Consider the following 23083-nt stretch of genomic DNA (forward strand, 5'->3'; position numbering starts at 1 on the left):
TCTGAAAAGCGCCGGATTGAGCGGTCATGCAGATCGCTGGTTTCCGGCGCCGTCAGGCGTCGCTATACGGACAGCGCATGATCCTCGGCCGCCTCACGCCGCTGAAGACGACTGGACGCCGCGCCCTGGCTGCGGCGCCCGCCGCCATGGCCGTGACCCTGGCGGCGATGGGCGTGGCCATGTCGGCCAGCTCGACGCCCCGCCCCGACATCGACCGCACGGCCGAGGCCCTGGCCCACGCCACCGGCGGCGACCTGGGCCCGAACGGTCTGGCGGCCGTGATGGCGCGCATGGACGCGGGGCAGCTGGCCGTGGCGCGACGGCACGACCCGGCGCTGGGCCTGCCCGAACTGTATGGCCTGACGCCCGGCTGGGAGAGCCTGACCTTGGGCGGCAAGCCCAGCCTGGATCAGGGCGTGGCCGGCGTCGCCGCCCAGCAGTTGAACGCCGCCATGCCCAACGCCCTGGGCGCGCTCCAGCCCGCGCGGCCCTTTGTCTTCCGCCCCGCCGATGAGGCGTCGCGCCGGCGCGCCCTGCGCTGCCTGACCCAGGCGGTCTATTATGAGGCGGCCTTGGAGCCGACCGAGGGGCAGGAGGGCGTGGCCCAGGTCGTGCTGAACCGGGTGCGCGATCCCAACTATCCCTCCAGCGTCTGCGGCGTCGTCTATCAGGGCGCCGAGCGGACCACGGGTTGCCAGTTCAGCTTCACCTGCGACGGCTCCCTGGCGCGCGGGCCGGTGCGCTGGGCCTGGGACCGGGCCGAGCGGGTCGCGGCTCGCGCTCTGAACGGCCATGTGGCCGAGCGCGTGGGCACGGCCACGCACTACCACGCCGATTACGTCCACCCCTGGTGGTCGCCGACCCTGGCCAAGATCACTCAGGTCGGGGCGCACATCTTCTATCGCTGGAAGGGCGCGGCCGGAGAGACGGCCGCTTTCGTCAACGCCTATGCGGGCCGGGAGCCGTCGATCGACGAGGCGCGCTTCGCCCAGTCGCGCGTTTTGCTGGCCACGGCGGCGGACAGCGTCGAGGAGGCTCTGGCCGGCGCCAAGTCCGGCGAACTGCGCACGGTCGAGATCGACGGCCAGACCCGCGTGGTGGGGATCGCCAGCCTCGGCGGCCGTCGGCAGGCCAGTAAGGACGAGATCGCCGCCATCAACGAGCGGCTGAAGGCCTTTGAAAGCGGCGCCGTCCCCAGCGTGACCGTAACCGCCCCGCCGCCCGCCGGCGTCACCCCCATGGCCGTCGAAGAGGTCGGCAAGCCGCAGGGGTGAGAGCGTGGTTCACCAGGCGCCGATCTTCTCGGCTTCCTTGTGGCTGATGGGATTTTGGGCGGCCTTGTGGTCTTCCTCGGCCAGGAAGCGGGCGGCCTCCAGCGCAGCCATGCAGCCCATGCCCGCCGCCGTCACGGCCTGGCGATAGACGTCGTCTGTGACGTCGCCGGCGGCCCAGACGCCTTCGATGGCCGTTGCCGCCGTGCCCGGCTTGACGACAAGATACCCGCCGGCCTTGGTCTCCAACTGACCCTGGAACAGCTCTGACGAGGGCGCGTGGCCGATGGCGATGAAGACGCCGTCGGCGGGGATTTCGCTAATTTCGCCGGTCTTGACGTTCTTCAGGCGCACGCCGGTGACGTTGCGGGCGACGCCGTCCACGACCCCGACAATCTCCTCAACGGCCGAGTCCCAGATCACCTTGATCTTGGGGTGGGCGAACAGGCGCTCCTGCAGGATCTTTTCGGCGCGGAACTCGTCGCGGCGGTGAACCACGGTCACGATCTCGGCGAAGTTGGTCAGGAACAGGGCTTCCTCGACCGCGGTATTGCCGCCGCCGACGACCACCACCTGCTTGCCGCGATAGAAGAAGCCGTCGCAGGTGGCGCAGGCGGACACGCCGAAGCCCTGATATTTTTGCTCGCTCTCCAGCCCCAGCCACTTGGCCTGGGCGCCGGTGGAGATGATGACCGTCTCGGCGAGGATTTCCGCGCCTGAATCGAGCGTCAGGCGGAAGGGGCGCTGGGACAGGTCGGCTTGGGTCACGATGTCATGCAGGACTTCCGTGCCGACATGTTCAGCCTGGGCCTGCATCTGCTGCATCAGCCAGGGGCCCTGGATGGTCTCGGCGAACCCGGGGTAGTTCTCGACGTCCGTGGTGATGGTGAGCTGGCCGCCAGGCTGAAGCCCGGCGATCATCACCGGGTTCAGCGAGGCGCGGGCGGCGTAGATGGCTGCGGTCCAGCCGGCGGGGCCGGAACCGATGATGGCGACGCGGACGTTACGAGCTTGGGTCATGGCGCCTATTTAGGCGCTGATTCCCTGAAGCGCGATCCCGGTTCGACATTTCACCCCCTGCGGCGCCGAGAGCGCGTCAGGCGTGCGCCAGCTGGCCTTCAGAACTGCGGGCGGCGCGCAGGTTCTCCAAGGTGTCGGCGACGTCGGACAGGAACGCCTCACGGCGCGCGGCCGCTTCGGCGGGGTCGGTGCCGTTGCGCATGACGCGGCCGTTGAAAACGGCGGCCTCTTCGCGGATTCGGGCCACCAGTGCGGCGAGGTGTCCCTTGCCCTTATGTTGGTCCATGACTTGGGCGTGGTTGTCGGCGTCTCGCAGACGCCGGGCCAGAGCATCATCGATATCCTGTCCCAACTCGGCGCGGCCAGCCATCTGGCTGAAGTCGTGGGCGTACATCCGGATGAAGTTTTCTACGATCAATTCGAAGCGTCCTTTCGGTGGAAAAAGAGCCACAGAGTTCAAGGCGCGGTCGGCCGCCCAGCGGTTCCGCCGTCGGATGGGGGGCCGGGTTTTGCCTTGATGCCTACATATGGGGATGGCGAGGGCGTTTCGCCACCCTAGCCGGGCGGGTCCCCAGACTCAGCGGGTCTGCAGGGCCGTCAGGATGGCGCGGGCGGCGCGTTCCGTCTCGTCCAACGGCGCATAGGTCCACGGCGTCAGCGCCCCGTCAAAGGGGCGGGCGGCGCCGCGCGCCTGAAGGTCGGCGTGCAGGCGGGCGAACTTGCCGGGCGCCTTCTTCGCGACCATCGGCAGGATATGGACGGGCTTGCCGGTCGAGGCGGCCTCGGCGGCCATGTTGGCGCTGTCCTCGGTGACGAGGATGTGGTCGGCGGCTTCGAGCATGGCGAACAGGGGGTTGTCGCCCTCGCCGTCCCAGATCCAGCCGGGCAGGGCCGACAGGCGCTCGGTCATCGCCGCCTTGGCGGCTTCCGGCGTGCGGCGCGAATAGGTCAGCAACAGGGAGCCCTTCGCAGCGGCGACGGCTTCGGCGATGCGCTCGGCCAGATCGGCGGCGTGAGCAGGCGGCAGGTCGAAGGCGGCGGAGGTTCCGCCGATCATCACCGTCACGCGCGGATGGGGCAGGGGGGCGATGCGCGCGGCGAAGGCGGGCGCCGCCTCGGCCAGTCTTTCGCGCGTGATGCGGTGGGGGCTGCCGGTGATCGACAGGACGTTGGGGCCGCTGAGGCCGTCATGGGCGGGGGCGACGATCAGGTCATAGCGGTCGTTACGCCACCGCGGGTCCTGGGTCTGGACGACGAAGGTCTCGCCGCTGCTCCAGTCGCGCACACGCGCCGACAGGGGCAGGCTGGCGCGGCCCGTGGCGATCCACAGGTCCGGCCACTGGGTCACGGTGCGGGGATCGAAAGACCCCGGCGCCAGCATGGCGGGGGACTTCAGCGCCGACGGCCACCGGTCGAAGGCGGGGCGCCAGCGGACCTGCTTGGTCTCGATCTGCGCGGGGGTCATGCGGGCGACGGCCTCGGCCAGGCCCAGGGCCTGGTTCTGGATGCCGGTTCGCCCGTCGGAGACGACCCAGATGGCAAGAGGGGCGCTCACCCCTCTCCCTCCCCGTCCCGGGGAGGGTGGTCGCGCAGCGACCGGGTGGGGAGGGCCGGGTGATACGAACGTGGCGCTTGAATAGCCAAGCCGCCCCCACCCGGCCTCGCCTGCGGCTCAGCCACCCTCCCCGGGACGGGGAGGGAGAGGCTTTGTGTTACTTCCACTCGACCTTGAGGATCTCATAGGCCTTCACGCCGCCGGGCGTGTTGACCTCGACCACGTCGCCGACCTCCTTGGAGATCAGGGCGCGGGCGATCGGCGAGGCGATGGAGATCTTGCCCAGCTTCACGTCGGCCTCGTGTTCGCCGACGATCTGGTAGACGCCTTCTTCCTCGGTGTCTTCGTCCACGAAGGTGACGGTGGCGCCGAACTTGACCTGGTCGCCCGACAGTTTGGACACGTCGATGACCTGGGCGCGGGACAGCTTGTCCTCGATCTCGGCGATCGAGCCCTCGATCCAGCCCTGACGCTCCTTGGCGGCGTGATATTCGGCGTTTTCAGACAGATCGCCATGCTCGCGGGCTTCCGCGATGGCGGCGATCACGCTGGGTCGCTCCACCGACTTCAATTGCTTGAGTTGGTCGTCGAGGGCGCGATAACCCTCGGCCGTCATCGGCACTTTTTCCATTGTGTCGTGAGTTTCTTGCTACGCCCGAAGACAGATGAGAGACGGTTTGGTGCACCGCGGCCACGGGGGCGTCGCGTGACCGGCCAAAGAAGGTAGGGCACCCCGCGCCCAAACTCAAGATGGGCCAGGCAGGTCGCTGGACGTTGTTCGTCGCGGCGGACCAGCGCAAGCCGCGCTTCGCCGCCCCTTCTATTCGCTAGACGGCGGCCGTGGCAGACGATCCTTACCAAAGGCGCGGCGTAGGGCCGTCCAGGCGATAAAGCCCAGCGCGGCCAGCGCGAGCAGCATGAAGGCGCCGGAGACGACGGCGACGCCCGTCGCGACAAAGGCGATGATGAAACAGACGGCCGAAAACAGGGCCGCGATCACTTGGATTACAGACAGGCGCATGGGGGTGTTAACGCCTCACGGATCGCCGGGTTGCGACTGAGTTCAGCGCCGGGGCCTGCGTCGCGACGCCGGGGCCGCCTTGACCGCAGGCGCGTCTTCAACGGGGCCGTGACGGCGCTTCCACAACTGCCAGGCTATCCCCGCCAGAGCGATCTTGCCCATGTGGCGGCCCATCATCGCGCGGCCGCGACGCGACAAAAGCAGACTGCTCACCAGGGTCGGCAGGCTAGGCAGGAACATGGGCGCGTCTCCGGACGGAAAGGGAATGTTCCTGCCTCAACGACCAGGACGCCGCCCGGTTCATCAGCCTTTACCGTTTCGGCATCAGGGCCTCGGCGGCCAGGACCGAACCTTCCACGCCCAGGGTGACGGCGGGCTCGGGCGTGATGCGGAACAGGCCTGAGTGGTGGCCCGGCGCGCCCTTAACCTGATCGGCCGGGGTGCCGCCGACGCGGAAGTAGACGCCCTTCACCCCCAGTTCCGGGGTGACGAACTCGGCGAAGTCTTCGGCGCCCATGCCGGTGCGCGGATTGTCGATCAGGACGCCGTCGCCCAGACCGGCCGTCAGGGCCTCGCGGACGCGGGCGGCCGTCTCGGCGTCATTGATGGTGGGCGGCGTGTTTTCCAGCGGCGATCGTACGACGGTCGGCAGCTTGTCTTCGGGCACGCCCAGGGCGCGGGCGGTGTTCGCCGAGATGCGGTCGATGCCGTCCAGCAGCTTGGCGCGAACTTCGGGGCTGTCCGAGCGTACGGTCAGCTGCATGTCGACGCGGTCGGAGATGATGTTGTGCTTGATGCCGCCCTTGATGGCGCCGACCGTGACCACGGCGCCCTCCAGCGGGCTGGTCTCGCGGCTGCGCAGGGATTGCAGCGCGACCACGATATGCGAGGCGACCAAGATCGGATCGACCCCCAGGTGCGGGGAGGCGCCGTGGGTGGCGACGCCGTGCACGGCGATGTCCACGCTGTCCGAACTGGACGAGGTGATGCCCAGCGGCACGCCGATCCGGCCCGTCGGCGTGTCGGACGAGACGTGGAAGGCCAGGGCGTAGTCCGGCTTGGGGAAGCGGGAGTAGAGGCCGTCCTGCACCATGGCGCGGGCGCCGAAGATGCGTTCCTCGGCCGGCTGGGCGACCAGGACCAAAGTGCCGGACCAGTTGGCCTTGCGCGCCTGCATCTGGCGCGCCGTGCCGACCAGGGCGGTGATGTGCACGTCGTGGCCGCAGGCGTGCATGACGGGCTTCTCCACCCCGTCGGTGTCGACCTGACGGGCGGTGGAGGCGTTGGCGAGGCCCGACTTCTCCTCGACCGGCAGGCCGTCCATGTCGGCGCGGATCATGACCGTGGGGCCGGGGCCGTTGCGCAGGACGGCGACCACGCCCGTGCCGCCGACGCCGGTGGCGACCTCATAGCCGAGAGCGCGCAACTCCTGCGCCATGCGGGCCGCAGTCTGGACTTCGAGACCCGACAGCTCGGGGTTGCGGTGGAAGTGGTCGAACAGGGCGCCGAGGTTGGCGTCGTAGTCGGCCTTGACGGCAGCCTTCAGGGCGGCGTCCTGCGCCACGGCGGGCGCGGCGCCTGCGGCCAGAACGGCGGCCAGAACGGCGGTGAGCGTGGTCTTCTTCATGATGGCGTCCCCTCCAATGTCACGCACGACCTTAGCCGCTGGTGGGGATCGGGCAACCGGGGAAGGGCGTTCCCCGCCGTCATCCTCGGGCTTGACCCGAGGATCCAGCCGTCCGCCTGCATGAAGTCGGCAAGGAAGAGCGCGGCGCTGCACTGGATCCTCGGGTCAAGCCCGAGGATGACGGCGGAAGGCGGAAGGCGGAAGGCGGAAGGCGGTGGGGGGAAGCGCGTGAAGCCGCCCCTCCACCGCTTCGCGGTCCCCCTCCCCATGAAATGGGGAGGAAAGGAAAAAGCCCCCGCTGATCGCTCGGCGGGGGCTCTGTTCAACTCGAAGCCTGGTCTCAGTTGTAGCTCTGGATCGGACGCACATCCATTTCGCCGTGGCGGACGGCGGCGATGCCCTGGGCCGCGGCCAGCGAACCGGCGGCGGTGGTGTAGTAGGGGATCTTCATCATCAGGGCCGTGCGGCGGATGGAGAAGCTGTCGGCCAGGGCCTGCTTGCCGTCCGTGGTGTTGAAGACCAGCTGGACTTCGCCGTTCTTCATGGCGTCGACGATGTTCGGACGGCCTTCCAGCACCTTCTTGACCAGGCCGACGTCCAGGCCCTGCTCGCTCAGATAGGCGTGGGTGCCGCCGGTGGCGATGACGGCGAAGCCCTGGGCCAGCAGCGTCTTCACCGCCTCGACGATGAAGGGCTTGTCGGCGTCCTTGACCGAGACGAAGGCCGTGCCCTCGGTCGGCAGGATGGTGCCGCCGCCAGTCTGCGACTTGGCGAACGCGCGGGCGAAGGCAGGCGCCAGGTCGGCCTCGCCCTCACGCTTCCAGTCCAGGCCCATCACCTCGCCGGTCGAGCGCATTTCCGGGCCCAGGATGGTGTCGACCCCGGCGAAGCGGGCGAAGGGGAAGACGGCTTCCTTGACGGCGATATGGTCCAGTTCCTTGTCGACCAGGCCGAAGGACGCCAGCGGAACCCCGGCCATGACCTTGGCGGCGACGGCGGCGACCGGCTGGCCGATGGTCTTGGCGACGAAGGGCGCCGTGCGGCTGGCGCGCGGGTTCACTTCCAGCACGAAGATGCGCGGGTTCTCGCTGTGCGGCTCCTCGATGGCGAACTGCACGTTCATCAGGCCGCGCACCTTCAGGGCCTTGGCCATGGCGGCGGTCTGGCGCTTCAGCTCGGCCACGGTCTCGGGGCGCAGGGAGAAGGGCGGCATGGAGCAGGCGCTGTCGCCCGAGTGGACGCCGGCTTCCTCGATATGCTCCAGCACGCCGGCGACGAAGACGGTCTCGTCGTCGCACAGGGCGTCCACGTCCACCTCGGTGGCGCGGTTCAGATAGTGGTCGATCAGCACGGGGTCGTCGCCCGAGACGCGCATGGCCTCGTGGACGTAGCGGTCCAGCTGCTCGCGGTCGTGGACGATCATCATGCCGCGGCCGCCAAGCACATAGGACGGGCGCAGGACGACCGGATAGCCGACTTCCTCGGCCTTCTGGGCGGCTTCCTCGGCGGAGCGGGCGAGACCGTTCGGCGGTTGGATCAGGCCGATCTCGTTCAGCATCTGCTGGAAGCGCTCGCGGTCCTCGGCCAGGTCGATGGAGTCGACGCTGGTGCCCAGGATCGGCACGCCGTCTTCCTGCAGCGCATGGGCCAGCTTCAGCGGGGTCTGGCCGCCGAACTGGACGACCACGCCGATCAGCTCGCCCTTGGAGCGCTCGACGTCGATCAGTTCCAGCACGTCCTCGGCCGTCAGCGGCTCGAAATACAGGCGGTCGGAGGTGTCGTAGTCGGTCGAGACCGTCTCGGGGTTGCAGTTGACCATGATGCTCTCGACGTCGATGTCGGCGAAAGCGAAGGCCGCGTGGCAGCAGCAGTAGTCGAACTCGATGCCTTGGCCGATGCGGTTGGGACCGCCGCCCAGGATGACCGCCTTCCTGCGATCCGAAGGGGCGGCTTCGCAGGCCGGGACCTGGCCCAGGGCCCCGGTCTCATAGGTCGAATACATATAGGCGGTGGCGCTGGCGAACTCGGCGGCGCAGGTGTCGATGCGCTTGAACACCGGGCGCACGTTCAGGGCGCGGCGGGCCTTGCGGACCTCGCCCTCGGTCTTGCCGGTCAGGGCGCCCAGGCGGGCGTCGGAGAAGCCCTTGGCCTTCAGTTTGCGGAAGTCGGCCGCCTCGGTCGGCAGGCCCTGGACGCGGACATGGCCCTCGGTGCGCACGATGTCGGCGATCTGGCGCAGGAACCACGGTTCATACGAACAGGCGGCGTGGACCTCCTCGACCGTCAGGCCGTGGCGGAAGGCCTGGGCGATGACGCGGATGCGGTCGGGCGTCGGCAGGCCCAGGGCGCGGATCACCGCCGCCTTGACCGAGGCGTCGTCCTCAGCCCCGGTCACGCCGTCGATCTCGATATCGTCGAAGCCGTTTAGGCCGGTCTCCAGTCCGCGCAGGGCCTTCTGCATGGATTCCTGGAAGGTGCGGCCGATGGCCATGACCTCGCCGACCGACTTCATCGCCGTGGTCAGCGACGGCTCGGAGCCCGGATATTTCTCGAAGGCGAAGCGCGGGATCTTGGTGACGACGTAGTCGATGGCCGGCTCGAAGCTGGCCGGGGTGACCATGGTGATGTCGTTCTTCAGCTCGTCCAGCGTATAGCCGACGGCCAGCTTGGCGGCGATCTTGGCGATCGGGAAGCCGGTGGCCTTGGACGCCAGCGCCGAGGAACGCGACACGCGCGGGTTCATCTCGATGACGACCAGACGGCCGTCCTTGGGGTTGACCGCGAACTGGACGTTCGAGCCGCCCGTCTCGACCCCGATCTCGCGCAGCACGGCGATCGAGGCCGCGCGCATCATCTGATATTCCTTGTCCGTCAGGGTCATGGCCGGGGCGACGGTGATGCTGTCGCCGGTGTGGACGCCCATCGGGTCGATGTTCTCGATCGAGCAGATGATGATGCAGTTGTCCGCATGATCGCGGACGACCTCCATCTCATATTCCTTCCAGCCCAGCACCGACTCTTCGATCAGCACTTCGGTGGTCGGCGACAGGTCCAGGCCCCGCTCCACGATCTCGTGGAATTCCTCGACGTTGTAGGCGATGCCGCCGCCGGTGCCGGCGAGCGTGAACGACGGGCGGATGATGGCGGGCAGGCCCACGAAAGCCAGGGCCTCGTCGGCTTCCTCGATGTGGTGGATGGCGCGCGAGCGGGGCGATTCCAGACCCAGCTTGTCCATCGCGTCGCGGAACTTCTGACGGTCCTCGGCCTTGTCGATGACCTCGGCCTTGGCGCCGATCATCTCGACGCCGTGGCGGGCCAGGGCGCCCGAGGCGTTCAGCGCCAGGGCGGTGTTCAGCGCCGTCTGGCCGCCCATGGTGGGCAGCAGGGCGTCCGGCTTCTCCTTGGCGATGATCTTCTCGACCATCTCGGGCGTGATCGGCTCGATATAGGTGGCGTCGGCCACCTCCGGGTCGGTCATGATGGTGGCGGGGTTCGAGTTGACCAGGATGACCCGGTAGCCTTCCGCCTTCAGCGCCTTGCAGGCCTGAACGCCGGAATAGTCGAACTCGCACGCCTGGCCGATGACGATCGGACCGGCGCCGATGATCAGGATGGACTTGATGTCTGTGCGCTTGGGCATCGGCGTCTACTCAGTTCGTCACGACCGCGCACTCCCAGCCGTCGTAGTCGAGCTGGAAGGCCGCGGCCCAGGTTTGCATCATGGCCGACACAGGCGCAAACGACGCCTCGTCGACCGGCATGGTGGTCTCCAGGACTGTCATGTCGCCCTGGCCCCGCGTCAGGAAGCCCGCACGGCGGGCCACCTCGCACAGGTCGCCGTGCGCCTCTTCCTCGCCGTAGAAGTAGAACAGCGTATGGCGCGGGGTGATCCCGCTGTCGCCCTGCTCTGCGAGCGCGGCGCGCACCATGGCGTCCTTTTCTTCATGACTGGTCAGGGCGGCGGTCTCCACGCGCGCAGACGGCCGGGCGCGAGCGCTGTCGCGGCCGATCCGTTCGGGTTGTCGGTTAAGCGGCCCGTTTAGAGAGGAGGGGGCCGGGGGGCAAGGGCTTATCCCCCCCGAGCGCACAAGAAAAAGGGGCGGCCCGTAAGGACCGCCCCCAGAGTTTCAAACCTCGTCCGTCCTTTAGAAGGGACGGAAGTTCAGGCCGACGAAGAAGCGACGGCCGTACGGGTCGAAGTTGGAGTAGATGGTGGTGCCCAGGATGTCGCGCTGTTCGGCGTCAAACAGGTTCACCACGCCGGCGCGCAGCGTCAGGTCTTCACGCACGTTGTAACGCACGGTCAGATCGTGACGGACGAAGTTGCCGGTGTCCATCTGGTCGGCCAGACGCGAGTCCGCGTTGTTCACGAAGTCGCGGGCGCGGACGATGTTGGTGGCGGACTGCCAGTCGGCGGTCCAGTTCACGTTCCAGATGTCGTTCGGACGCCAGGACAGCGACGAGGCCATGCGGACGCGCGGGTAGGCGTTGGTGCCGCTCAGGCCGATGCTGGCCGCCAGTTCGTTGTAGTCCGACGGATCCGCCTCGTTCAGGTACTGCTTCTGCTCGATCAACCACGAGCCTTGCAGACGCCAGTCGAAGGAGCCCCAGTTCTTGCCCCAATCCGCGGTGTCCCACGAATAGTTGGCGCCGAAGTCCAGACCGCGGGTTTCCAGGGCCGCGTAGTTGAACGAACGCTCGATGAAGCCGCCGATGGGATCGCCCGAGGGGGCCCCCATGCCGAACGGAATGTTCGGGTTGTTGCGGAAGATCGAGTTACAGGCGTCCATGTTCAGTTCGGCGCCGCTCACGCAGTTGGCGGCGATGCCGGCAGCCGACACGGCGGCGATGACCTTGTCGATGCGGATTTCATAGTAATCCAGCGACAGGGTCAGGCCCGGGACGTAGCTCGGCTGATAGACGGTCGAGAAGGTGAAGGATTCCGACTCTTCCGGCTTCAGGTCCGGGTTGCCGCCCGAAACGCCGGCGATGCCCGAGGTGTAGTTCGGACGGAAGTCGTCGGTGTTGGTGGCGGTTGCGCCGGCGAAGTCGAACGACAGGCCCTGCTGTGCGGCCAGGGCCGTACAGTTCTTCACGCGGTTGGCCTTGATCTCCTGGTCGTCCAGATTCGCGATGTTGGCCGTGGCGCACGGGTCGCTGAAGTTGTTGGCGAACGTCTGGCCGTAGGGCGAGTAGTTCTCACCCAGGTTCGGCACGCGGACCGAGGTGTTGAAGCTGGTCTTGAAGGTCAGATCGCGGATCGGACGGTAGACCAGGTTCACGCCGTAAACGTCGACGTTGCCGACGGTCGAATAGTCGGCCCAGCGGTACGAGCCGCTCAGTTCGGCGTATTCGCCCATGAAGGAGTCGCGGAACAGCGGCACGGAGACTTCCGCGAACAGTTCCTTGGACTCATAGCTGACTTCCGGGAAGTCGGCGCCGGTGTTCAGGAACAGCAGGCGGTCGCCGGCCGTGGAGCTGCGGCCGACGGCCGAGGTGGTTTCCTTGCGCCATTCGCCGCCGAAGGCGAAGCCCAGGTTGCCGGCGCCCCAGAAGTCCCACAGCTCGGTCGAGATCGAGCCGAGGAGCTGGTGCTGCTCGTTCATTTCCTCGACGCGGACGAAGGCGTCCACGTAGTCCAGAGCTTCGGCCGACTGGTTGCCGGCGCCGAAGATGTTCAGCGGGGTGCACTGGGCGATGGCGTTGCGGCCATACTCGGTTTCACGCAGGTCGCCGCCACGGACCGGGTCATACAGACCAGCCTGGATGACCTGGCCCTTTTCGTTGACCTCACGCATCGGCACGCCGCGCGCATTCAGCAGGGCCGAACGGCAGACGACGGCGCCGGCGGAGCCCAGCAGGCCCGTCGTGTCGACCACGGCGTCAGCGGCCAGGGCCATGCGCTGCACGTCCACGCCACGCTCGATGTTTTCGATCTCGACCTTGCCGTAGGTGTAGCCCAGATCCCACGACAGGGACTTGGCGAAGCCGATCGGGCCGTGGTCGCCGTCGAAACCGACGACGTAACGTTGCAGGTCACGGGTGTTCTTCTGCGAACGCTCGGGGCCGAAGAAGCTGTGACGCGCGATCGGCAGGCTTTGCGAGCCGATCAGCTCGCCGGCGTTCTGGGCCGTCGGCGGGGCGTAGATGTCGATCTTGTTGTTGGCGATCGCGCTCTTCATCGACTGCGGCAGGAAGGCGTTGTCGTCCCAGCGCAGGTCGAAGGCCGAGGTGGCCCAGATCGAGTTCGTCTCGCCGGCGCCATAGGAATCGTTGTCCAGGTCGACGTCGAAGAACGTCGGCTGGCCGCGCATGAAGGTTTCCTCGGTGATGTATTTGGCCGAGGCGTGGAAGTTGATCGAGTCGGTGACCTTGAAGTTGGTCCCGACCTGATAACGCTGCGATTCCGATGCCGGAATGCGGCTGTAGCCGGCGACTTCGCCGATCGGCATGCCGTCGCCGCCGATGTTGTACGGGCGGTTGATGCCGACGTTGCCGACGCGTTGACCGAAGTTGGCTTCACGGGCCGCGCCGCCGTCATAGACGAAGGTCTTGCCCGGCATGATGCCGTAGCAGTTGGCGGCGTAGGTGAAGTCGCCGTCCGAGAAACAGTTCTGGTACGGGACGTTCGGGTTGGTCAGGTCGCTGGGACGCTGCAGGTTTGCCAGGGTGGTCTGACCCCACGGCAGGATGTCCAGGCGGTTCAGGCCGTAGAAGACCTGGGCGTCCAGACGGCCGTCATACGAATTGTTCGTCGGGTCGGCGTCGATGGCCAGGCGGGCCGGGCCGCGACGGATCCAGTCGATGTCCATCGAGTCGACGTTGTCGATCTTCTCATACTCGGCGTGAGCATAGACGTTCAGACGGTCGTCGAAGAAGTTCTTGCCGATCAGGCCCGAGATGCGGCGGGTGGCTTCGCCGTTGTCGTTGATCTGGCCGTAGTTGGCGTCGATCTCCAGGCCTTCGAAATCCTTCTTGAGGATGAAGTTCAGCACGCCCGAGACGGCGTCGGCGCCGTAGACCGACGAAGCGCCGCCGGTGATGATCTCGACGTTCTGGATCAGCAGACGCGGGATGGCGTCGACGTCGACCGACAGTTCGCCGCCCGAAGAGCCGACGTGGCGACGACCGTCGACCAGCGTCAAGGTGCGGTTGGCGCCCAGCGAGCGCAGGTTGGCCAGCGACAGGCCGCCGGTGTTCAGGCTGGAGCCGGTGGTGTCGGACGGCACCGTAGAGTTCTGCAGAGCCGGGATGGTGGCCAGGTAGTCGATCAGGCTGGTCTGGCCGGTCGACAGGATCTCTTCCTGCGTAACCTGGATGATCGGGGTCGGCGCGTTGGCGGCGCTACGACGGATACGCGAACCGGTGACGACGATTTCGCCGACTTCAGTGGCTTGGGCGTCCGACGCGGGCTGTTCAGCGACCTGGGCCGAAGCAACGCCAGCGGCGGCGATGGCGCTGATCAGAACAGTGCTGCCCAGCAAACGGGAGCGGGTAATACGCATACAGTTAAGCCTCACATTGCGACACGGTACGAACCATGATCCGCCACAGGATTGCCTCAACCAGATGAGGTCAAGTTGCATCGCTCGCATGAGGGCCGAAGTACGACGGTAATGTTGCCGTGTTGCAAATTTGGGACGAAATCTGCCCAATAATGACGAGATAACGGCACGTTATTGTGACAAATGGGGCGAACTGTGTTTGAAAGTGGGCCAGGCAACCTGGTTATGGGTCGACTGTCTGAAGCCAGTCTGACACTTCATCGAAACGGCTCAGGCTGACGAAACGAGGATGGCCTTCGGGGGCTTCGGCCAGCTCGTGCGCCCATGTGATCGGGTATGGGATATGGATTCCCCAGGCGCCGGCCTCGATGGCGGGCAACACGTCCGATCGAATGGAATTGCCGACCATTGCGGCGTCGGCGGGAGCGACGCCGTGACGGGAAAATACCGTTTGGTAAGTTCGCCGGTCCTTTTCCGACACAATTTCGACGCCCGAGAAGTAGTCGCCCAGTCTTGAGGCGGCGAGCTTGCGTTCCTGGTCCATCAGGTCGCCCTTCGTGATCAGAATGAGGCGGTAGCGCGTCGACAGATCGGCGACTGTCTCGGCGACGCCTGGCAGCGTCTCGACCGGGTGGACCAGCATTTCGCGCCCGGCGGCCAGGATTTCCCGCACGATGTGGGGCGGGGCCGAGCCCTCGCACAGCTCCATCGCCGTCTCCAGCATCGACAGGGTGAAGCCCTTCACCCCGTAGCCGTAGAGCCGCAGGTTGCGCCGTTCGACCTGCGCCAGGCGGTCCATCATCACCGGCTCTTCGGCATGGTCGGCCAGCAGTTCGGCGAACCGCTTCTGGCTGAGGCGGAAGAGAGTCTCATTGTGCCAGAGGGTGTCGTCGGCATCGAGGCCGACCGTGGTGATGCTCATGGGGGGCGTCGTCCAGGCGCGAGGGGGCTGCCCGCTTCCTAAACCCGCGTGGATGGCGAAGGTAGGGCGTCATCGGTCCAGAGACGGTTCAGCGGCGTATTCCCGGAGACAGGCGCGCGCGAAAGGCGAAAGACATGAGGACGGGTTCGGCGATCATCGTGGGGGTGTCGGGCGGCGTGGGGAGGGCGCTGGCGCAGCAGCTGGGTCAGGCGGGCGACCGCGTGGTGCACGGCCTGTCGCGTACGCCGGCGGCGCCCATCGAGGGCGTGACGCACGGCTATCTGGATCTGGAGGACGAGGCCAGCATGGCCGCCGCCGCCGCGCGCATCGCCGGGGGTCCTGCGCCGACCCTGGTCATCGTGGCGACCGGGGTGCTGCACTCTGGCCAGACGCCCGAACGAAGCTGGCGCGAGTTGTCGGCGGAGCATCTGATGCGCGACTATCGGATCAACGCCGTGGGGCCGGCTTTGGCGGCGCGTCACTTCCTGCCCTTGCTGCCGCGCGACGAGCGGGCGGTGTTCGCGGCCCTGTCGGCGCGGGTCGGGTCAATCGGCGATAACCGGCTGGGCGGCTGGCACAGCTATCGCGCGTCCAAGGCGGCGCTGAACATGATCCTGAAGACCCTGTCGGTGGAACTGGCGCGCACCCATCCGCAGGCGGTGGTCGCGGGCCTGCATCCGGGCACGGTGGACACGGCCCTGAGCGCGCCCTTCCAGCGCGGGGTCAAGCCCGAGAAGCTGTTCTCGGCCGCCTTTTCCGCCGCCAGCCTGCTGACGGTGATCGAGGGGCTCACGCCGGCCGACAGCGGCGGCGTATTCGCATGGGACAGCGCGCGAATTCCCGAGTAAAGGGCGCGTATGAGCCAACTGGACGTCCTGCCTGAACCGTCGCGCCGCATCGGCTGGGGTCTGGCCGCCCTGGTGGTGGCCGGCAATATGATCGGATCGGGCGTCTATCTTCTGCCCGCCACCCTGGCGCCGACCGGCAGCAGCAGCCTGATCGGCTGGATCGTCTGCGGCGTCGGGGCCGTGACCCTGGCGCTGGTGTTCGGCGGTCTGGGGCGAATGCAGCCCGAGGCCGACGGCCTGTCGGATTTCGCCCGGCGCGGTCTGGGGCGGTTCCTGGGCTATCAGACGGGACTGGCCTATTGGGCGGCATGTCTGACCGGCAATGTCGCCGTGGCGGTGGCGGGGACCGGCTATCTGGCCTTCTTCTTTCCGGCGCTGAAGGAGCCCATGTGGGGGGCGCTCAGCAATCTGGCGCTGATCTGGCTGACCACGGCGGCCTATGCGGCCGGGTCGAAGACGGCGGCGCGCTTCGGGGCGATCACCCTGGTGCTGGGGCTGATCCCCATCGGCCTGGCCATCATCGCCGGCGTCATCGCCTTCAGCGGCGACACCTTCGCAGCGTCGTGGAGCCCGGCGGGCGAGCCGCTGATGAAGACGGTTCCGGCGTCGCTGGCCGTGATCTTCTGGGCCTTCCTGGGCGTCGAGAGCGCCGCGGCCCTGTCCAGCCAGGTGAAGAATCCGGCGACCGATGTCGGCCGCGCCTCGCTTGGCGGGGTTTTGCTGGCCTTCGTCGTCTATGTGGCGGCCAGCGTGGCGGTGTTCGGCGTCATCCCGGCCGATGTCCTGGCCCATTCCACCAGCCCTTACGCCGATCTGGTGGCGCGGGTCATGGGAGCCTCGGTGGCAGGCCTGGTGGCGGCCTGCGCCGTCATCAAGGCGACCGGCACCATCGCCGGCTGGACCATGATGGGCGGCGAGACGGCGCGCGCCTCGGCCGAGGCCGGGTGGCTGCCGCGCTGGTTCGGCGGAGCGCAGAAGGGCAAGACGCCCCTGTCCAACCCCCTGATCAACGGCGTCATCATGAGCGCCATGGTGATCGCCAGCGCCCAGCCGACGCTGGGCCAGCAGTTCGGCGTGCTGATCGGCGTGACCTCGGTGCTGACGCTGTGCCTTTACGCCCTGTGTTCGGTGACGCTGTGGAAGCTGACGACCAAGCCGGGCTGGCGTCTGCTGGCCGTCGGCGGGGCGGTGTTCTCGGCCTTTGCGGTCGCGGCGGCGGCGGGCGGGTACATCTGGCCCAGCGTCGGCTTCTTCGCCGTGACCAGCCTGGCCTGGTTGTGGGTTCGCAAGCGCCAGGGGCGCTTCCAGACGGCATAATCGCAGGCCGTGTTGACACGGCCCCTTCATCTCTTTAGCGACCCCGCCGTTTGTCCGCCCGTATTCACTGCTAGGAGCCCTGCGCCATGACGACTCAAATCCTGTCCGGCGCCACCGGCGTCCTCGTGCTCGCAGATGGAACGGTGCTGTCGGGAATCGGCGTCGGGGCGACCGGATCGGCCGTGGGTGAAGTCGTCTTCAACACCGCCATGTCGGGCTATCAGGAAATCCTGACCGATCCTTCGTACATGAGCCAGATCCTGGCCTTCACCTTCCCGCACATCGGCAACGTCGGCGTGAACCTGGAAGACGTCGAGCAGATCGGCGAGGCGCCTGAGCGCGCCGCGCGCGGCGTCATCCTGCGCGACGTGCCGACTGAGCCGGCCAACTGGCGCGCCACTGGAAGCCTGGATGGCTGGATGGCGTCGCGCGGCGTCATTGGTCTGGCCGGCGTGGACACCCGCGCCCTGACCCAGCTGATCCGCGAGAAGGGCGCCCCGCACGCCGTCATCGCCCACGACCCGGACGGCCGGTTCGACCTGGAGGCCCTTACGGCGCGGGCCCGCGACTGGAAGGGCCTGGTCGGCCTGGATCAGGCCAAGGACGCCTCGACCACCCAGGCCTTCGAATGGACCGAGGGCGCCTGGGAATGGCCGACCGGCTACGCCAAGCCTGAGGCGGGCGACAAGTCGGTGGTCGTCGTCGACTATGGCGTCAAGCGCAACATCCTGCGGGCCCTGGCCTCGACCGGGGTGAAGATCACCGTGGTCCCCGCCTCGACCACGGCCGAGGACATTCTGGCCCGCAACCCCGACGGCGTGGTGCTGTCGAACGGTCCGGGCGATCCGGCTGCGACCGGCGAATACGCCGTGCCCGAGATCAAGAAGCTGCTGGATAGCGGCAAGCCCCTGATGGGCATCTGCCTGGGCCACCAGATGCTGGCCATCGCGCTCGGCGCCAAGACGCTGAAGATGGAACAGGGCCACCACGGCGCCAACCACCCGGTCAAGGATCTGACCACGGGCAAGGTCGAGATCGTGTCGATGAATCACGAGTTCTCGGTCGACGGCGCCAGCCTGCCCGAGGCGGTCGTTGAAACACATGTGTCGCTTTTCGATGGCACAAACTGCGGCATCGCGATGAAGGACCGTCCGGTGTTCAGCGTGCAGCATCACCCGGAGGCCTCGTCGGGTCCGACCGACAGCCTCTATTTGTTCAAGCGTTTCGTGGATTCCATGAGGGCGTAAATGGCTTCACCGGCGGCGAAGTCGGCCTATCTGGGCTGGGTAACCGCCGCGATCGCGGGCGAGAGGGGGGCCTCTCCGACCTTTGCGGCGGCTGAGCATGATCTGATCCTGGGCTACGCCACCGGCTATGAAGCGGCCGATGTGGCGGTCTTTGTGCGTTCCCTGCGGGCGGTCTACGCCGGGCCCGTCGTGCTGGTGACGGATCAGGAGCCGGCGCTTCTGGACTTTCTGGCGCAGCATGGCGTGGAGTCTGCGCCGCCGCCTTCGGCCTGCAACGGCGTCTGGCGTCCGCATCCCGTAATGCAGCGCTTCGCCGCCTTCGACGCCCTGATGAGCGAGCGGCCCTGGGCGCGCCAGGTGTTGCTGACGGACGTGCGCGACGTGGTCTTTCAGGCGCCGCCGTTCGATCCGCCGCCCCAGAAGCTCGAGTTCTTCGTCGAGTATGACGGCGGGCTGAAGGGGCATGCCTTCAACATGAAATATCTGCGCGGCGTCGGCGGCGAGGCCGTGGCGCGCGCTTTGGCGGACAAGCCGTGCGTCTGTGTCGGCACCGTCGTGGGGCCGCGCGCGTGCATGATCCGTTTTTGCCGCACCTTGTTGATGCTGGCGGCCATCCCCCGGTCGGAGATCGGCGGCGCCTTCGGAGCGGATCAGGCGGCGTGCAACATCGCTCTGCACCTGGGCCTGATCGAGGGAGAGACGCGGCCCAACTACGGCCGGATCGCCACCGTCGGCCTGACGCCCGGCGACGCGCTGTCGCTGGACGGGACGGGCCGGATCGTGAACCCGGACGGCGGGGTCAGTCCGATCGTGCACCAGTATGATCGCCACCCGGCGCTGATGGCCGCCATGCACGAGCGCTGGGGGCAGGGTTTCGAGGCGCGCGAGCGGCGTCGGGGCAAGAGCCTGTCCGAGCGGGGGCGCAAGCTCAGAGATTCCGTGGCGCGACGCCTGCCGGAGCTGCGCTGAGGCGTCCTAGGGCAGGAAGGCCGGTTCGGCGCGACGCAGGGCGGCGGCCTTGCTGACGGCGACGCAGGCCGCATGCAGCCAGTAGTCGGCGTCGTCGCTGCGGTTCTCCTGACGCCGGAGCAAGCCGCGTTGGCGTCGCAGGGCGGCGTTGGCCAGCAGGCGGGCGTGTAGCGCGCGCGGGTTGAGCAGGGGAACAGCGGGAGAGCCGGGGACGGCGACGGCGTCGGGGCCTTGGGGCTCCACCGCCGGGCGGGCGATGGCGATGAACATGGAGAATACCCATCTGAAAACGGCGGTGGTCGCGGTCTGCGACGGGGCCGTCCGGCAAGCGTCTCCGTTTCTCGGAGACGTTAGAAGAATCCACAGATGCTGTGGATAGTTCCGCTGTTATACGAGAAATATTGTTCGTAATCAGATGGTTGTGGCCGCATTGCGGTCAATATAGTTAATGAAGTCCTAATGTGTCGGGGGAGCAAGGACCACCGTGGCCGGCGCCCGCTCCCCGGATCGACGGCCTGTGGGGCGCGGTTCGGACGGGTCGACGCGCCGGTCGAAGGCGCGGCCGGCCAGGGCTTCCGCCTCGCCCGTCTGGAACAGCGCGGTCATATGAGCCTGTGTGAAGTCCAGGGTGATGGCCTCGGCGTGGTCAGGGATGGCGGCGACCGCCAGCGTCAGGTCATAGCGGCGGGCGAACTGGGTGATGGCCGTCAGATCCGAGCGTTGCAGGGCCTTCATCATGGTGTCGAAGCTGCGGGCGGCGATGCTGATGGCCGAGATGCGCGAGACCTCGAAGCGCGGGTCCCATTTGCCGTTGACCACGATCCAGATGCGGGCGTCGTCCAGCGGGCGGACGTTCGGCGCGTCCAGCAGCAGGGCCTGGGGCACCACCAGGAAGCTGGACACCGTGCCGCCGTCCACGTGCAACTCCTGAATGCGGCGCCCCTGATGCTCGACATTCAACAGCACGGGCGGAAAGGCGCCGGGGATGCTGGCCGAGGCGATCAGCACATTGACGAACAGCAGACGCGAGGCCTCGTCGTTTTGCTGGGCGATGGCGCCCATGTCCCAGACGACCTGGGTCTGGGTGTCCAGGCTGGTGGTCGAGACGTAGAGGCGACGGCCCTTGCGATGCTCCTCGGCGATGGCGGTCAACAGCTCGGGCGAGATGTTGTTCAGCACCAGGTTGGTCAGAGGCTCGGGCTTGAACACGCCCGGCAACGTCAGGGCCAACAGGCCGCGCGATTTCAGCAGATCGTCCGTCTGTCCGCTGGTGTAGGCGTGCTCCAGCGCCGCGTCGAACCGAGGGCCGGCGAAGACGAAGGGGGCGATCAGGGCGCCGGTGGAGACCCCGGTCACCACCTCGAACTGGGGCCGGTCGCCGGCCTGGCTCCAGCCGACCATGACGCCAGCGCCATAGGCGCCGTTGGCTCCGCCGCCTGACAGGGCCAGGATGTCGAACGTCCCGTCCGTCGCTGCGTTCTGGGCCCTGACCGTCTCGCGCACGAAGCGGTCGCGCGCGTCTGCAGTCAGGAAGTCGTAGCGCCACGGCGGGCTGGCGGCGGCCAGATCGGCGGCGTCGAAGGCCGGGCGCGGGATCGTCTGGCAGGCGCCGAGCGTCAGCAGAACCGCCGGCAAGAGCATCAGGATCAGAAGACGAAGACGGCGCATGGTCGCAAAGGCTCCGGCGAGGCTTGAATGAGTTAAAGCCCAGACGCTCGCCCGAAGGAAGTCAGCGGTTGTCCCCGCACTTATCCCCAGGCGAGGTTTTGCTCGGGGGCCGTCCGGTCGGCGCAGCGGCGGGGGCTGGCTTTCGCCCGCCATCGGACGGCATAGGTCCAAGGTGCGATTTGACGAGCGGTTCATTGAAGAGCTGAAGGCCCGCCTTCGGCCGTCCGACATCATCGGGCGGACGGTGAAGCTCAAGCGTCAGGGACGCGAGTTCGTCGGCCTGAGCCCCTTCTCGAAGGAGAAGTCGCCGAGCTTCTTCGTCAATGACGACAAGGGCTTCTTCCACGACTTCAGCTCGGGCAAGCACGGCGACGTCATTACCTTCCTGCAGGAGACGGAGCGGCTCAGCTTCGTCGAGGCGGTCAGCCGACTGGCGGGCGAGGCGGGGATGCAGCTTCCTGCCGAAGACCCCCATGCCGCCGAGCGCGAACAGAAGCGTCAGGGCCTCGCCGACTGGATGGACCTAGCCCAGAAGTGGTTCGCCGCCAATCTGCGCCGCAACGTCGGCAAGGCGGCGCGCGACTATCTGGAAAAGCGCGGCCTGCCCGAGGATCAGTGGGAGCGCTTCGGCCTGGGCTATGCGCCCAACGACCGCGAGGGGCTGAAGCAGGCGCTGGTCCAGCGCGGGGCGCGGCCGGGCGATCTGGTCGAGGCCGGGCTGCTGATCGCGCCCGAAGGCGGGGGGCAACCCTACGACCGTTTCCGCGACCGGCTGATCTTCCCCATTCTGGATGCGCGCGGGCGCATCGTCAGCTTCGGCGGCCGGGCGATGAACCCCGACGACCGGGCCAAATATCTGAACGGGCCGGAGACGTCGCTGTTTCACAAGGGCGCGACCCTCTACGGCCTGCCCGAGGCGCGGCGGATCATGGGGGCCGAGAGCCGGGGCGAGCAGGGGATCATCGTCGTCGAGGGCTATATGGACGTCATCGCCTGTCACCGGGCGGGGCTGCCGGCTGTGTCGCCGATGGGCACGGCCCTGACCGAAGAGCAGATGGCGGTGCTGTGGCGCGTGTCGTCCGAGCCGGTGCTGAGTTTCGACGGCGACGCAGCGGGCCTGCGCGCCGCCTATCGCTCGATCGAGCGGGCCCTGCCGCTGCTGAAGTCTGGCAAGTCCTTCCGCTTCGCCCTGCTGGAGGGCGGGCAGGATCCGGATGATATCCTGAGGGACAAGGGGGCGCCGGCCCTGCGCCAGGCCATGGCGTCCACGCGGTCCTTCGCCGAGGTGCTGTTCCGCCGCGAGGTCGAGGCTGAACCGCTGGACACGCCCGAGCGCAAGGCGGGGCTGAAGGGGCGGCTGCGACAGGCGGCCAATGCGGTGCAGGACAAGGATCTGGCGGAGCAATATCGCCGCGACCTGTTCGACCGTTTCGACGCCCTGTTTCCGCGCCAGCCGCGGCCGCAGCCGCAGGGCGGTCGACCGGGGCCGGGCGGGCGCTGGCGCGGCCCGCCGCCGCTGCAGGGGCAGACGGCGGAGGGCGCTCAGGCCATGCAGGCCCTGTTCCGCTCCATAGAGCCGATCGCGGCGGCTCTGGCGCACGGGGCGTTGGACGACCCGGAGCGGCTGGACGACCACATGGAGGCGGTGGCCCGCTATGGCTTCGGCGATCCGGCGTTGGACGGGCTGGCGCAGGAGATGGTGTGCCTGCGTTTCTCAGGCCGGACCCTTGACTCCGCCGCCCTGCGCCGCCATCTGGCCCAATCGGGTCATGACGCCATGTTGCGCGAGGTCGAGAAGGCGGCGGCGAAGTCCGGCGCGCCATTCCTGGCTACAGACAAGCCCCTCGGCGAGGCGAGGACCCGGTGGTCGCAGGCGTTCGACGCTCTGACCCGCGCAGCGGCGTTGGACGAGGCGCTCGCTTCGGCAAAGTCGGAGGCCCACAAGGCTTTCGACACCTCGGCTTTCGCTCTGGTGAAGGCCGAGCGCGATGCGTTGCGACGGGCCATCAAGACCGGAACGATTTGGGAAGACTCGGCTTCTTCGTAGTGAACGAAGTTGTCGGGCGTTGTATTTTCGCCGCAGGGGCCTGATCACCCCCCGTCGGCCGTGGAG

At 67.7% G+C, this 23083-nt stretch carries 19 protein-coding genes; 6 read left to right on the forward strand and 13 right to left on the reverse strand.

Features of this window, described 5'->3' with window-relative positions:
- The first annotated feature begins 26 nt into the window (after positions 1-26).
- Positions 27-1274, forward strand: coding sequence for a cell wall hydrolase (locus PIB44_RS03195; RefSeq protein WP_227157434.1), 1248 nt, complete (start codon positions 27-29; stop codon positions 1272-1274).
- 9 nt (positions 1275-1283) lie between these two features.
- Here PIB44_RS03195 and trxB read toward each other — a convergent pair whose 3' ends face one another.
- The 11 genes from trxB to PIB44_RS03250 form a co-directional block, all read right to left on the reverse strand.
- Positions 1284-2291: a thioredoxin-disulfide reductase gene (gene trxB / locus PIB44_RS03200; RefSeq protein ID WP_278070387.1), complete on the reverse strand. Its 1008-nt coding sequence runs from the start codon at positions 2289-2291 to the stop codon at positions 1284-1286.
- A gap of 76 nt (positions 2292-2367) precedes the next feature.
- On the reverse strand, positions 2368-2709 hold the full coding sequence (locus tag PIB44_RS03205) for a hypothetical protein (RefSeq protein WP_278070388.1): 342 nt from the start codon (positions 2707-2709) through the stop codon (positions 2368-2370).
- 159 nt (positions 2710-2868) lie between these two features.
- A complete protein-coding gene (locus PIB44_RS03210) occupies positions 2869-3846 on the reverse strand; it encodes a mitochondrial fission ELM1 family protein (RefSeq protein ID WP_278070389.1) in 978 nt (325 codons plus the stop codon).
- Positions 3847-4003: 157 nt separating this feature from the next.
- On the reverse strand, positions 4004-4477 hold the full coding sequence (greA, locus tag PIB44_RS03215; RefSeq protein WP_003170051.1) for a transcription elongation factor GreA: 474 nt from the start codon (positions 4475-4477) through the stop codon (positions 4004-4006).
- 189 nt (positions 4478-4666) lie between these two features.
- Positions 4667-4867 carry a hypothetical protein gene (locus tag PIB44_RS03220; RefSeq protein WP_278070390.1) on the reverse strand — a complete coding sequence of 67 codons (201 nt, stop codon included), beginning with the start codon at positions 4865-4867 and terminating at the stop codon, positions 4667-4669.
- 42 nt (positions 4868-4909) lie between these two features.
- On the reverse strand, positions 4910-5107 hold the full coding sequence (locus PIB44_RS03225; protein WP_278070391.1) for a cysteine protease: 198 nt from the start codon (positions 5105-5107) through the stop codon (positions 4910-4912).
- Between the two features lie 70 nt (positions 5108-5177).
- Positions 5178-6494, reverse strand: a complete 1317-nt coding sequence (locus PIB44_RS03230) for an amidohydrolase (protein WP_278070392.1) — start codon at positions 6492-6494, stop codon at positions 5178-5180.
- Positions 6495-6834: 340 nt separating this feature from the next.
- Positions 6835-10134, reverse strand: a complete 3300-nt coding sequence (gene carB / locus PIB44_RS03235; RefSeq protein ID WP_278070393.1) for a carbamoyl-phosphate synthase large subunit — start codon at positions 10132-10134, stop codon at positions 6835-6837.
- A gap of 10 nt (positions 10135-10144) precedes the next feature.
- The gene (locus PIB44_RS03240) at positions 10145-10465 is read right to left on the reverse strand and encodes a ribonuclease E inhibitor RraB (protein WP_134582329.1); all 321 of its coding nucleotides are present in this window, start codon (positions 10463-10465) and stop codon (positions 10145-10147) included.
- 174 nt (positions 10466-10639) lie between these two features.
- On the reverse strand, positions 10640-13999 hold the full coding sequence (locus PIB44_RS03245; protein ID WP_278070394.1) for a TonB-dependent receptor domain-containing protein: 3360 nt from the start codon (positions 13997-13999) through the stop codon (positions 10640-10642).
- 223 nt (positions 14000-14222) lie between these two features.
- Complete coding sequence (locus PIB44_RS03250) at positions 14223-14921, reverse strand: HAD family hydrolase (RefSeq protein WP_278070395.1); 699 nt, start codon at positions 14919-14921, stop codon at positions 14223-14225.
- A 134-nt stretch (positions 14922-15055) separates the two neighbouring features.
- On the opposite strand from PIB44_RS03250, the gene PIB44_RS03255 reads away from it, so the two are divergent.
- The 4 genes from PIB44_RS03255 to PIB44_RS03270 all read left to right on the forward strand — a co-directional run bounded on the left by PIB44_RS03255 (position 15056) and on the right by PIB44_RS03270 (position 19302).
- Positions 15056-15769 carry an SDR family NAD(P)-dependent oxidoreductase gene (locus PIB44_RS03255; protein WP_278070396.1) on the forward strand — a complete coding sequence of 238 codons (714 nt, stop codon included), beginning with the start codon at positions 15056-15058 and terminating at the stop codon, positions 15767-15769.
- Between the two features lie 9 nt (positions 15770-15778).
- On the forward strand, positions 15779-17086 hold the full coding sequence (locus PIB44_RS03260) for an amino acid permease (protein WP_278070397.1): 1308 nt from the start codon (positions 15779-15781) through the stop codon (positions 17084-17086).
- Positions 17087-17172: 86 nt separating this feature from the next.
- Complete coding sequence (gene carA / locus PIB44_RS03265) at positions 17173-18333, forward strand: glutamine-hydrolyzing carbamoyl-phosphate synthase small subunit (RefSeq protein ID WP_278070398.1); 1161 nt, start codon at positions 17173-17175, stop codon at positions 18331-18333.
- Positions 18334-19302 carry a hypothetical protein gene (locus PIB44_RS03270; RefSeq protein ID WP_025978573.1) on the forward strand — a complete coding sequence of 323 codons (969 nt, stop codon included), beginning with the start codon at positions 18334-18336 and terminating at the stop codon, positions 19300-19302.
- A 6-nt stretch (positions 19303-19308) separates the two neighbouring features.
- Here PIB44_RS03270 and PIB44_RS03275 read toward each other — a convergent pair whose 3' ends face one another.
- Both PIB44_RS03275 and PIB44_RS03280 read right to left on the reverse strand, forming a co-directional pair.
- Entirely contained in the window at positions 19309-19572 is a 264-nt protein-coding gene (locus PIB44_RS03275; RefSeq protein ID WP_134582336.1) for a hypothetical protein, read from the reverse strand.
- Between the two features lie 186 nt (positions 19573-19758).
- Positions 19759-20970, reverse strand: coding sequence for a patatin-like phospholipase family protein (locus PIB44_RS03280; RefSeq protein ID WP_278070399.1), 1212 nt, complete (start codon positions 20968-20970; stop codon positions 19759-19761).
- Positions 20971-21142: 172 nt separating this feature from the next.
- On the opposite strand from PIB44_RS03280, the gene dnaG reads away from it, so the two are divergent.
- The gene (gene dnaG, locus PIB44_RS03285; RefSeq protein ID WP_278070400.1) at positions 21143-23017 is read left to right on the forward strand and encodes a DNA primase; all 1875 of its coding nucleotides are present in this window, start codon (positions 21143-21145) and stop codon (positions 23015-23017) included.
- The last annotated feature ends 66 nt before the right edge of the window (positions 23018-23083 follow it).

Origin of the sequence: Brevundimonas sanguinis (assembly GCF_029636725.1) — a bacterium.
Taxonomy (GTDB): domain Bacteria; phylum Pseudomonadota; class Alphaproteobacteria; order Caulobacterales; family Caulobacteraceae; genus Brevundimonas; species Brevundimonas sanguinis.

Excerpts from the sequence above, each read along its gene's own strand:
- PIB44_RS03195 (WP_227157434.1), top strand. The coding sequence starts at position 27 with ATGCAGATCGCTGGTTTCCGGCGCCGTCAGGCGTCGCTATACGGACAG.
- trxB (WP_278070387.1), bottom strand. The coding sequence starts at position 2,291 with ATGACCCAAGCTCGTAACGTCCGCGTCGCCATCATCGGTTCCGGCCCC.
- greA (WP_003170051.1), bottom strand. The coding sequence starts at position 4,477 with ATGGAAAAAGTGCCGATGACGGCCGAGGGTTATCGCGCCCTCGACGAC.
- PIB44_RS03220 (WP_278070390.1), bottom strand. The coding sequence starts at position 4,867 with ATGCGCCTGTCTGTAATCCAAGTGATCGCGGCCCTGTTTTCGGCCGTC.
- PIB44_RS03225 (WP_278070391.1), bottom strand. The coding sequence starts at position 5,107 with ATGTTCCTGCCTAGCCTGCCGACCCTGGTGAGCAGTCTGCTTTTGTCG.
- PIB44_RS03230 (WP_278070392.1), bottom strand. The coding sequence starts at position 6,494 with ATGAAGAAGACCACGCTCACCGCCGTTCTGGCCGCCGTTCTGGCCGCA.
- carB (WP_278070393.1), bottom strand. The coding sequence starts at position 10,134 with ATGCCCAAGCGCACAGACATCAAGTCCATCCTGATCATCGGCGCCGGT.
- PIB44_RS03245 (WP_278070394.1), bottom strand. The coding sequence starts at position 13,999 with ATGCGTATTACCCGCTCCCGTTTGCTGGGCAGCACTGTTCTGATCAGC.
- PIB44_RS03250 (WP_278070395.1), bottom strand. The coding sequence starts at position 14,921 with ATGAGCATCACCACGGTCGGCCTCGATGCCGACGACACCCTCTGGCAC.
- PIB44_RS03255 (WP_278070396.1), top strand. The coding sequence starts at position 15,056 with ATGAGGACGGGTTCGGCGATCATCGTGGGGGTGTCGGGCGGCGTGGGG.
- PIB44_RS03260 (WP_278070397.1), top strand. The coding sequence starts at position 15,779 with ATGAGCCAACTGGACGTCCTGCCTGAACCGTCGCGCCGCATCGGCTGG.
- carA (WP_278070398.1), top strand. The coding sequence starts at position 17,173 with ATGACGACTCAAATCCTGTCCGGCGCCACCGGCGTCCTCGTGCTCGCA.
- PIB44_RS03270 (WP_025978573.1), top strand. The coding sequence starts at position 18,334 with ATGGCTTCACCGGCGGCGAAGTCGGCCTATCTGGGCTGGGTAACCGCC.
- PIB44_RS03275 (WP_134582336.1), bottom strand. The coding sequence starts at position 19,572 with ATGTTCATCGCCATCGCCCGCCCGGCGGTGGAGCCCCAAGGCCCCGAC.
- PIB44_RS03280 (WP_278070399.1), bottom strand. The coding sequence starts at position 20,970 with ATGCGCCGTCTTCGTCTTCTGATCCTGATGCTCTTGCCGGCGGTTCTG.